Here is a 10,784-nt window from a genome sequence, read left to right on the forward strand (position 1 = left end):
AGTAATAACTATACACCAGAGTAGGAGATATACAGTTGCAGAACTATGTACTGCGCCTAGATCAGGTAGGAATGAATGACGTAGAAAGAGTAGGTGGTAAAAACGCCTCTCTTGGAGAAATGTTACAAGAACTAACTGGCGCGAATGTAAAAGTGCCGAATGGTTTTGCAACTACGGCTGATGCCTATCGTGACTTCCTAACTCACGGCGGTCTAGAAGATAAGATTAATGCCAAGCTTAAAGAGCTTGATACTAATGATATCCAAGCATTAAAAGAGACCGGTAAGACGGTACGTGATTGGATCATGGAAGCTGAATTCCAGCCAGAACTAGATCAAGCGATCGAAGCGTACTGGGCTGATATGTCTGCTGACAACCAAGATATTGCTGTGGCGGTCCGTTCTTCTGCAACGGCTGAAGACCTTCCGGATGCTTCTTTTGCTGGTCAGCAGGAAACATTCTTAAACGTTCGCGGTCTTGCCAATGTTAAGCACGCGATCAAAGAAGTGTTCGCTTCTCTTTATAACGATCGTGCGATCTCTTACCGTGTACACCATGGTTTTGAGCACAGTGAAGTAGCACTTTCTGCCGGTATTCAGCGCATGGTTCGCAGTGAAACAGGCTCTTCCGGTGTCATGTTTACTCTGGATACAGAGTCTGGCTTTAACCATGTTGTCTTTATAACTTCCGCATACGGCTTAGGCGAAACGGTTGTGCAGGGTGCGGTTAATCCGGATGAGTTTTACGTTTATAAGCCAACCCTAAAAATGGGTGCACCAGCGATTATTCGTAAAACGATCGGTTCTAAAGCAATCAAGATGGTCTACTCTGAGCCGGGTTCAGACAATCCAGTCTCGACTGTTCAAGTCGATCAGGCTGAACGCCAGCAGTTCTCGATCGATGATAACGATGTTCAGCAATTAGCGAAGATCGCTATTGAGATCGAAAACCACTATGGCCGCCCAATGGATATTGAATGGGCTAAAGATGGCGATACAGGCGAGCTATTTGTTGTTCAGGCGCGTCCTGAAACTGTTAAGAGCCGTAGTAATCAGGCGGTGATTGAGCGTTATCTTCTTAAAGAAACTAGCCAAGTACTCGTTGAAGGCCGCTCTATCGGTCATAGAATTGGCTCTGGTAATGTGCGTATCGTCCATGACATCAATGAAATGGAAAAAGTACAGCCGGGTGAAGTGCTAGTTACTGATATGACAGACCCTGATTGGGAGCCTGTTATGAAGCGTGCTGCTGCTATCGTAACCAACCGCGGCGGTCGAACGTGCCATGCTGCCATTATTGCCCGTGAATTAGGTATTCCAGCTATCGTGGGTTGTGGTGATGCAACTGAGCAGTTTGTTGATGGTCAACTCGTTACTGTTTCTTGTGCCGAGGGTGATACGGGTCGAGTTTATGCTGGCAAACTAGATTATGAACACCAGTCCAACAGCGTAGAATCGATGCCTGATCTACCTTTCGAAATCATGATGAACGTGGGTAATCCTGATCGTGCATTTGATTTCCAGGCTCTACCAAACGCAGGTGTTGGTCTAGCGCGCCTTGAATTCATTATTAACCGCATGATCGGTGTACACCCTAAAGCATTGATCAATTTCGATCAGCAGCCACCCGCATTGCAGCAGACGATCTCTCGTCGTATTTCAGGTTACAACAGCCCTGTCGATTTCTATGTTGATCGGCTGGTTGAAGGTATTTCTACACTTGCCGCTGCTTTCTATCCAAAGAAAGTGATCGTTCGTATGTCTGACTTTAAGTCGAACGAATACGGTCATCTAATCGGCGGTGATGCGTTTGAACCAAGTGAAGAAAACCCAATGCTTGGTTTCCGTGGCGCTGCGCGATACATCTCTGAAAACTTCCGTGACTGCTTCGAACTCGAATGTCGTGCACTTAAGCGCGTACGTGATGAGATGCAGCTTACAAACGTCGAAGTAATGATCCCGTTTGTACGTACTCCAGGTGAAGCGAAACAGGTTGTAGATCTGCTAGCTGCTAACGGACTGAAACGTGGTCAGAACGGTTTACGTGTAATCATGATGTGTGAGATCCCATCCAACGCACTGCTTGCTGACGAGTTCCTAGAACACTTTGATGGCTTCTCTATTGGCTCTAACGATTTAACTCAGTTAACGCTAGGCTTGGATCGGGACTCTGGTGTGATAGCACACCTATTTGATGAGCGAGATGAGGCCGTTAAGAAACTACTTTCAATGGCGATTTCTGCATGTAAGAAGCAGGGCAAGTACATCGGTATTTGCGGCCAAGGCCCATCCGATCATCCAGATCTAGCTCGCTGGTTGATGGAGCAGGGAATTAGCACCGTATCTTTGAATCCTGATTCTGTACTCGATACTTGGTTCTTCTTGGCGAACAATCAGGAAAGCTGAAAACCCATATAAATCAAAGTGCTATTAAGGCTTCTTAATAGCGCTTTTTGCTTTTTGGAAGGCATGAAATGGTTTCAAATCAGCACTACTTACAGCCAGATAACAGCCTAGCAACAATGCAGTACCAGCCCCAACGAGATGTGCTTCACTAAACACCGCCCATCCTTCAGTTACAAAGACTGTATCTTGCATAAATATCTCAGTAACCGTTTTAACAGCGATCGCTATCAACGGTAGCCATGCGATAAAGCCTTTTTCCTCTCTTAACCATTGCCATGCTGCTAAACAGATTACAGTGTAGAGGATTCCTGATAGGCCACTGTATCGCGCTATATCGGTCAGTGGTGATAGCAGATAGATGGATAGGGTAATTAGGCTTAATAGCATTCCATATATAAATAGCTTTTGGTTACGTTTCTCTAAATACACTGCCACGGCTGTAAAGGTTATAAGATCCCAAAAAAGATGCTCTGTAGAGCTATGAACAAAATGGGCTGTAAATAAACGCCAGTATTGTTGTTGTTGTTCAGCAATTAGGGCGTAATCAAAGCAGAGCCATGAAAGCACAGGATAGAAATAACCTAGTAATCCGATGCCCAAAACACTGACGATGATAGATAAGGTGATCAGCGGTACTTTTGTTGGCTGCTCGTTAACGTTAAGAGCATGACGAGAGTCACAACCGCCCCGAAGGGCAGTTGCGATTGAGGTGAACAAATTCATGGCCATTTCAGCTCTGTTTAGCGCTTAAAGCGACGAATTTGTACTAGAGCAATGGCTACAGCGATAAAGATAACCAGCCAAGGTGATACGGCGCCGCCACCTGATCCTGAGCGTGTTGATGAAACACTCGGTCGAGTTTGGCTCTTGTTAGTCTGGTCTTGTGATTGATCAATAAACATTGGCTGTTGAGTGTCTACGCGATTCTGCTGAGCGGTAATCTGTTGTTGTGCTCGGTTTTGACGAGCGGTCTGTTCTTGTTCAACGCGTTTTAGATTAGAGCGCTCAATATTCATCGCTTTGAAGACTTCGCCTCTTACAACGATCATAGATGTGTAGTCAGTTACCAAGCCATATTCCACAGCGGTATCAACAATCGCTTGCTCAGCATCTTTGTCAGAGCCTAGGTAGTCCATCTCAGCTTGTAGCTCTTCTATTGCAGCATAAGCCCATAGGCGTTCCAATTCAGGGCTGTCAGTTGCAACTTCAGGCAGATTAAAGCTGGTTGTGTAAGTTTTCTTTTCACCATTGATTGTCCCGGTCAGTTTTACTTCTGCCTTACCCGGTTTGTAATAGTGTCCAAATAGAGTTAGCTGTTGACCGTGGTAGAGGGTATTACCAAGACGCGGTTTTACGAGCTCTTTGCTTCTTACACCATCAATCTCGATCTGAATATCTCGCATAGAAGCATGAGCCATCTTGCCTTTGGCTATCTGGAGCTGGCCGGTAATATCATCTGAGTTTGATATCTGCAAAGCAAAGCCATTAGACACCCGTGTCATCTCTTCTAGAAGAGGGCGGTTAGCACTATTACCCATGATAAAAGTGAATAGACGGGCATCATGTTGTTCTAGTAGGTCTAGAAATTTACTCTTTTCGGTCGTGCCTACATTGGCAACGCCATCTGTAACAAGAACGACTGCAGTAGTTCTATCCGAATCCAGTTGATTAATGCCGGTCTTAAGTCCCGCATAAAGATTTGTACCGCTACTTGGTTGTACCTGATCTAAACGTTGCAATGTGTCTTTAATTGTTTGCTGATCAGCAGGTAGGTAGCCCTGTGTGAAACTCTGAGCTCGATTGTTAAATAATACGATCTTGAAGCGATCATTTGGGTTTAACTGTGTTAAGCCGCTTGTAATACCTTCAATCAGGGATGAGAATTTGCCGTGCATAGAACCGGAAATATCTAGTACAAACACCCAGTCTCGACCTTGATTCATTACTGGGAGGTCGCTACCCGGTGTTAACGTCAGCTTATAAGTACCTTTGCTTGAGCCTTCTTCTTTGTACGCGAGCATATCCACGCTTGCAGGTAGGTTTTCAGCGTGACGCCAGTACAGCAATATATCTTTATCCAGGGTTGTCACAGCGCTATTGATAGGAGTTTCGGGGCTTTGAGACTCATTCTGTTCGGTCAGTTCTGCTTGCTCAAGATCTAGCTGCTTTTGGTTCAGATTGTTAGCTGAATTGATCAAGCTTGCTTGCCATTCATAGGCATTAAGTTGTTGGAAGGATGCATTCGGGTGTTTAGGCATTCTTAAGCCATCAACTGGATAGCTGGTCCTTAGCTTCACATCAAAAGAGAACTTCTCATCTACCGTTTCGTTGCGATCCCAAAAGCTCAGTTTTTGCTCGTCAACACCACCATCTTCAAGAGGGTATACGTATCGACCAATTCCAGTATCGGTCTGGGTATTCTGTAGATATACCAACTTGATTTTAACTTCCTGATTAGCCTTTACAGGAAAGACAGAGATATCGAACGTTTTGTATTGGTCTTTCTCTACGATCGCAGTTTCATTTCCCTTTTGTTTTTCCTGCTCGTAGATCTGTCGGGCACGCTGTTTCTCTACGACTTCACCTGTAACAGGTTGGCCATTAATCCAATAGCTAAATTCACCTACAGCCGCTTTATCTGGAACTGGGAAGGAGTAAATAGCTTCTAGATCAGTCGCGTTAGGGTTATGAAAAACTTGCTCAACTGTTGTGGTTGCGTACATATCTTCAATCACCACATCGACATGGTGTTCTTTGATTTTTAGCTCTTCATACCCTGCATTGCTCGGTTTTAATAGTCCTGCAGCATTAGTGTATGGGCTCATCAAAAGAGCGCTGCCTAATGCTATCGCTGTGAATAGGATGCTGCGTTTTAGGTTAGGAGTTGAGTGTTTCATCGCTTGTTCCTCATCTATTGATGGGAGCAAGATTGTGATGTTTAGGCGATTGTTAAAATGAAATTGAAATAGGTTTTAAATTAAACAGCTATGAGTATCAAAATATAATACCAACCTATTTATGAACTGGCCCGAAGATTGCTGACTATCCAATCAGAACATAGATTCCTTGTTTTAATGGATTAACATAGGCACAGTTATATATGTATATCTCCAGTAATTATCAGACTTCTAGCTTAATTGGCACAAATCAGAATCACACAGGACAAAGTGCAGCACTGGCAAACTCTGGCCGATCAGCCTCTGTCAGCGGCAATGCAGTGTTCTTAACGGAAGAAGCAAAACAGCTAAACGAATCTGAGTCTGTTTATGCTCTCAGCACTGCAAAAGGTGATAAAGAGTACGATTTAGACACTTACTTCCAAGCAAAGCCTGCCCATGAAGGGGATATTTTCGATATTGAGGGCTTATTGCTGCCAAATGAGCAGAACGTGAGGGCTTTGCAGAATCACCTTTCAAAGGTGTTTCCTGATTTCTTATCCCGTCACAACATTCCAGAAGCACCAGAATCGATCAATTATGACGGTAAAGGGCAGATAGTTTTGCCAGCTGATTACCCTTATGCAGATGAGCTTAAACAAGCCCTGAAAGAAGAACCCGCTATCGCTAAAGAGCTAAGCACTGTTAATGCTTTAGCGTCGCACCTTGCGGCTTTCAAAGAGCTGGAGCCATTCAGACAAGAGATGGATAATGCTAATTCACAAGCAGAGATAGAAGCCATTATCGACAAATACAGTTATCTGCTGGGTGATAATCGACAGTACCCGTCAGTTGAGCTCTCTTTCTCAGAAGAAGGGAAGCTAACAGTAACTAGTGAAGGCAGTGCTTTGGTTTAACTCCGTAAGTAAATGCCCAGCAATACTATTTAGAAATCTTTTTAAACAACGAGTATTGCCATTGGCGGATGGCTAGGACCATGGTCGTACCACTTTTTTTCTGTTGCGGCGCCGAGTGATCTTCTTGCATTAATTCGTTAAATTCTGCTGCGAGACGCTCCATTTTCTTTTGCAGACGTGCGTTGGAGCTATCGGTCAGGATGGCATTAGTCACGATCAGCTTTTCATTGGCTTTATCAAAACGTGAGCTAAAGAAGTCTTGTTCGACCTTTTCTTGGAAAAACTGCTGAATTGGGCCATTAGGTAGCCAATGGAAATTAGGGGCAACTAAAAGCTTTACGCGGTTCCCGGGCAGTAGATCGATAATCTTAAGGCGATCTAGCTTAGCTAGTTTTTGTATGCATTCTGTTTCTGGAATGTCATAAGCATTAAGGATGTCAGAGAACGTCATTCCACTGATCACGCTGACTGTTATCAATAACAAAATCAGATCATTCGCGATCTCTTTTTCTTGGTCTCTGGTCAATTGTGTCAGTTGGCACTGATCTTTACTCATCTTCTGTACAAGCTCAGATAGCTCGATATTAAGCATGTCGCATATAGCTTCTAGCCGAGTGAGGGTAAAGTTTTTTTCAGCAAAAAGCCGCTTTACTGAAGCTTCACTTAAATCAAGAATTTCGGCGACATCTAGGTAGGTTTTACCTTGAGCTTTAAGTTCTCGTTTGAGTGTATCTATCAGTGGTCCAACTTGCGCCATAATTTATTCCTTAAGTTATGCTTACAGCGATCTTAACCGAAGCGCTTTATATATTCACGATAATCAATTGGTTATTACGACTCTTAAACATTAACTCTTGTCTAAACTATTAAGTATCACGCGTATTAGATTTGAAAATCGGGGTGGTTTAATGAGATTAGGGTGGGCCTTAGGCTTATTTTGCGTTGCTTGTAACTACCTGTATGCAGATTCTAATGATGCTAGAAACAACACTCAGTTTTTTACGCACAACCTCAAAAAATCAGTATTTAAAGATTACTCAGGTGAAATTAGAGGTATCGAGCACGCAGGTCGTCGAGCATTTAACCTTGAATTAGTTAGAGCAATGTCTGACGTTAGAAAGCTACGTTTCGAGCCTGTTGAAGTACCTTTTTTAAGAGGTGTTGATCTCGTAAAACAGGGACCTAACTATGCAATCTTCAATATAAGCCGAAATGAAGAACGTGAGAACCAGTTTAAGTGGGTTGGTCCATTACAATCAGATAGTGTTCAGTTCTTTAAAAATACCAGCTACCCCAAGCAATTTACTTCTTATCTAGAATTTACAGAAGAGGTCAGAGTTTGTGTACTGCGGGGCAGCAGGCACGAGAGAATCCTAAAAGCTAAGACACCTGTGTTGATCTTAGTTGCTAATAGCTACAACAGCTGTTTTAGACTGCTTGCTGAAGGGCGGGTCGATTACACGCCTGTTTCACTGCACGAAGTATCGAATGTTTTCAAAACCAGCGGTGTTTCAGAAAAAATTATCAAAAAGACGCCAATCGTTTTATATCGAAGTGAAGGTTATATCGCTTTTTCAAAACAGACTCCTGATGAGGAGATCGCTGAATGGCAGAGTGCATTAGACCAGTTAAAAAAAGACGGTGAATACGATCGATTGGCAAATCAGTATTTATACCCCAGAGAATAACGTATACATCCTTCATTATTCTGTTGTAGTTTATTCTCCAAAGTTACTTACATGATGCTAACTTCATGTAATACAACATCTTTTCTTAGGGGTCTTTTATGTCAAAAACAGTCGTAATTACAGGTGCTAGCCGCGGTATAGGTTTGTCTTTCGCCGCGTTATACAAATCTAAGGGATATAAGGTTTTTGCTGCGTGCCGTACCTGTTCTCCTGAGCTGAAACAGCTAGGTGTTGAAGTCATTGGTGAAGTTGATGTTGCAAAGAATGATGGATTAGAGAAGTTAAAAACGGCTTTAACGGGCATCAAAATTGATCTGCTGATTAACAATGCCGGTATTTTACGTAATGAGATTCTTGGCAATTTGAATGTCGAAACCATTCGCGATCAATTTGAAACCAATGCATTAGCGCCTTTATTGGTAACAGAGACGGTGCTTGAAAATTTAACTGGATCAGCAAAAATAGCGCTAATCACAAGTCGTATGGGATCTATCACTGATAATACCAGTGGTGGTCGATACGGTTATCGTATGTCGAAAGCAGCACTGAATATCGCAGGTATGTCATTAGCAAGGGATCTGGAACCAAGAGGTGTAGCCGTTGCGATCTTGCACCCTGGACTAGTCGGAACAGAAATGATTGGCGGAGTAGGCGATATAACACCAGATCAGGCTGCGGAAAGACTTTCTCAACGTATTGAAGAGCTTAATCTCGAAAATACAGGTACATTCTGGCATTCAAACGGTGAAGTCTTACCTTGGTAAGTAAAAGCTAGTTATTTAATATCTGGTGCTTTTCGAGTAACCGATATAAAGATGAACGTGAAGTCTCTAGTATAGATGCGGCAACGGTCACGTTATTGTTAGCGTGTCTTAATGCATTAAGAATTGCAGCTTTTTCAGCTCTACTTTTCGCTTCTTCTAATGGCATGAGACGGCGTTCATCTTCTCTTCTATCTAGCCCCATATCTTTGGCCGTAATGATCATGCTATCAGACATGATTGCTGCGTTACATACCCGATTTATTAGTTCACGGATGTTACCTGACCAGTGGTTTTGCCCCATTAATTGCAGTGCACATGAACTAAATTTCTTTTTCTTGAGGTCATTATCCTTGGTATAACGATCCAAATAGTATTCCGCGATTAGTTTGATATCTTCAGAACCTCTGGACTGTAGATTAGGCACATCGAGTGGTAGGACGTTTAGGCGGTAATATAAGTCTTCTCGAAATCGGCCTTCTCTAACTGCTTCTTCAAGATTCACATGGGTCGCTGCAATTACCCGAGCGTCTGCATGGATTGTTTTGGTGCTTCCTAGACGTTCAATCGTTTTAGTCTCTAGAAAACGCAATAAAATAACTTGCATATCTAAAGGCAAATCACCAATTTCATCTAAGAATATGGTGCTATCGTGCGCTTCTTCAAAACGGCCTATACGCCTTGAATCAGCCCCTGTAAAAGCACCTTTCTCATGCCCGAAAAGTTCTGACTGTATAAGAGTGGCAGGCAGGGCAGCACAGTTGACGGCAATAAAGGGTTTGTCGTTTCGGTTTGAATGTTCGTGGATGTACTTAGCAAAAAGCTCTTTACCTGTACCGCTTTCTCCTATGAGTAAGGCGGGTGCTTCAACTCTAGCTGCTTTAGAGCATTTTAAAAGAATCTCTTTAAAGACAGGGCTTTCTCCAATCAGACACTGATTGTCCTTTTTGTAGGCAGACGTTAGCGCTTTGTTTCTTAATTTAGTCATACCTAGCGCATGGCCAAGAATGATGCCAAGCCTTTCAATTTCAACCGGATAAGTATGGTAATCAAAGCAATAATGACTAATCAGAGAGGTGATTTGCGGGTTGTCGATAAATGACTTAGGTAATAAAAGTATCCAGAGAATATTTTCGTCATAGCTAAATATCTGTTTGAGTTCTTCCAGTACCTTATCATCGAGGAAGTGACAGGCTGCGATACCTAGTTGAAAACGTTTTGATGCCATCATTTGCTTGGCACTTTGAGCATCTGTGGCGGCCAGGACATGATTATTCAAAATACGAACATTTTCTAGTTCAGGCAGATCATGCTTATCTTCTCCTCTTGGCCTGAAATAGAGAATATGACTGCCATCGTGAGAATTTTTGTCTAAAGGTGTGGTGGCTGTGGAGGCAGAATATGCATCACATTCGAGTTGTTTTTCCATAAGATTCGTCCCGTGTCTTATCTTCCTTGTGATCAAGCGAGCACTAAAGCTAAAACAACTGAGGCAAATTCAAACCCAATAAGCTCTGAAACCACAGAAGATCTCTGTAGTATTTGACGATATTTGCTCGATTATTTCCTTCCACAAGTAAGCATTGATGGCAAACAGGAACCTGTCAATTAATCATCAAGAAAAACACCATTTAGCCTCACAGATTAAGTGCCGATCATTCAAAAGGTAGGTAGGCATTAGCTGTTTAACTTGATTTATATAAACTGAGAATTCCCATTTTTGGGACACATCTTGTTTGTAGATATATCTATTAAAAACAATGAGTTGTATTTGACAGGTCTCATTATTGTTCGTTCTTGAAACAAACTCATCCATATCTATATGCCTATATCCCGAATTTAATGGGATAAATGACACCAAGAGACTGTAAGCATCTGATTTAAAAGCGGTGGTATAGATCTTGCCATATATAGGGTCAGTCCAATCATGGATCTTTCCTAACATTATGGAGAGTTGAAAATGGCTTTTCCGTTCGCGGGCCAAAGTGCAAGATCAACGCAGGGGAACAGACGGAGTTGGAAAGACAGATGCAGTGCATTCTGTGGTAGATTATTCCGCCATCAGTCTCCTATGCGGGACAAAACAAAACGGCCTCATTTTATCCAAAATCCTACCTCTAAAGTGGTAGGTCGAATC

General features: G+C 42.7%; 8 protein-coding genes. 4 read left to right on the forward strand and 4 right to left on the reverse strand.

Going from position 1 to position 10,784, the window contains the following annotated elements; all coding sequences use genetic code 11:
• Positions 1-35 precede the first annotated feature (35 nt).
• Complete coding sequence (gene ppsA, locus ACMXYW_RS08195) at positions 36-2,405, forward strand: phosphoenolpyruvate synthase (RefSeq protein WP_415905857.1); 2,370 nt, start codon at positions 36-38, stop codon at positions 2,403-2,405.
• A 24-nt stretch (positions 2,406-2,429) separates the two neighbouring features.
• Here the strand turns inward: ppsA and rrtA are convergent, their stop codons facing one another.
• Together rrtA and ACMXYW_RS08205 are read right to left on the reverse strand one after the other, a co-directional pair.
• On the reverse strand, positions 2,430-3,128 hold the full coding sequence (rrtA, locus tag ACMXYW_RS08200; RefSeq protein ID WP_415905858.1) for a rhombosortase: 699 nt from the start codon (positions 3,126-3,128) through the stop codon (positions 2,430-2,432).
• Between the two features lie 17 nt (positions 3,129-3,145).
• Positions 3,146-5,302, reverse strand: coding sequence for a VIT domain-containing protein (locus ACMXYW_RS08205; RefSeq protein ID WP_415905859.1), 2,157 nt, complete (start codon positions 5,300-5,302; stop codon positions 3,146-3,148).
• A 203-nt stretch (positions 5,303-5,505) separates the two neighbouring features.
• Between ACMXYW_RS08205 and ACMXYW_RS08210 the strand changes: the two genes are divergently transcribed.
• A complete protein-coding gene (locus tag ACMXYW_RS08210) occupies positions 5,506-6,198 on the forward strand; it encodes a hypothetical protein (RefSeq protein ID WP_415905860.1) in 693 nt (230 codons plus the stop codon).
• 25 nt (positions 6,199-6,223) lie between these two features.
• Here ACMXYW_RS08210 and ACMXYW_RS08215 read toward each other — a convergent pair whose 3' ends face one another.
• A complete protein-coding gene (locus ACMXYW_RS08215) occupies positions 6,224-6,955 on the reverse strand; it encodes a helix-turn-helix domain-containing protein (protein WP_415884715.1) in 732 nt (243 codons plus the stop codon).
• A gap of 151 nt (positions 6,956-7,106) precedes the next feature.
• On the opposite strand from ACMXYW_RS08215, the gene ACMXYW_RS08220 reads away from it, so the two are divergent.
• Together ACMXYW_RS08220 and ACMXYW_RS08225 are read left to right on the forward strand one after the other, a co-directional pair.
• Entirely contained in the window at positions 7,107-7,886 is a 780-nt protein-coding gene (locus ACMXYW_RS08220) for a substrate-binding periplasmic protein (RefSeq protein ID WP_415905861.1), read from the forward strand.
• A 98-nt stretch (positions 7,887-7,984) separates the two neighbouring features.
• Entirely contained in the window at positions 7,985-8,650 is a 666-nt protein-coding gene (locus ACMXYW_RS08225) for an SDR family oxidoreductase (protein WP_415905862.1), read from the forward strand.
• Positions 8,651-8,657: 7 nt separating this feature from the next.
• Here the strand turns inward: ACMXYW_RS08225 and ACMXYW_RS08230 are convergent, their stop codons facing one another.
• A complete protein-coding gene (locus tag ACMXYW_RS08230; RefSeq protein WP_415905863.1) occupies positions 8,658-10,076 on the reverse strand; it encodes a sigma 54-interacting transcriptional regulator in 1,419 nt (472 codons plus the stop codon).
• Positions 10,077-10,784 lie beyond the last annotated feature (708 nt).

Origin of the sequence: Neptuniibacter sp. QD48_55 (assembly GCF_047778115.1) — a bacterium.
Lineage (GTDB): Bacteria > Pseudomonadota > Gammaproteobacteria > Pseudomonadales > Balneatricaceae > Neptuniibacter.

Bases quoted from the DNA above. Each gene is read 5' to 3' on its own strand.
- ACMXYW_RS08205 (WP_415905859.1), bottom strand. From the start codon at position 5,302: ATGAAACACTCAACTCCTAACCTAAAACGCAGCATCCTATTCACAGCG.
- ACMXYW_RS08230 (WP_415905863.1), bottom strand. From the start codon at position 10,076: ATGGAAAAACAACTCGAATGTGATGCATATTCTGCCTCCACAGCCACC.
- ACMXYW_RS08220 (WP_415905861.1), top strand. From the start codon at position 7,107: ATGAGATTAGGGTGGGCCTTAGGCTTATTTTGCGTTGCTTGTAACTAC.
- ACMXYW_RS08210 (WP_415905860.1), top strand. From the start codon at position 5,506: ATGTATATCTCCAGTAATTATCAGACTTCTAGCTTAATTGGCACAAAT.
- ACMXYW_RS08215 (WP_415884715.1), bottom strand. From the start codon at position 6,955: ATGGCGCAAGTTGGACCACTGATAGATACACTCAAACGAGAACTTAAA.
- rrtA (WP_415905858.1), bottom strand. From the start codon at position 3,128: ATGAATTTGTTCACCTCAATCGCAACTGCCCTTCGGGGCGGTTGTGAC.
- ACMXYW_RS08225 (WP_415905862.1), top strand. From the start codon at position 7,985: ATGTCAAAAACAGTCGTAATTACAGGTGCTAGCCGCGGTATAGGTTTG.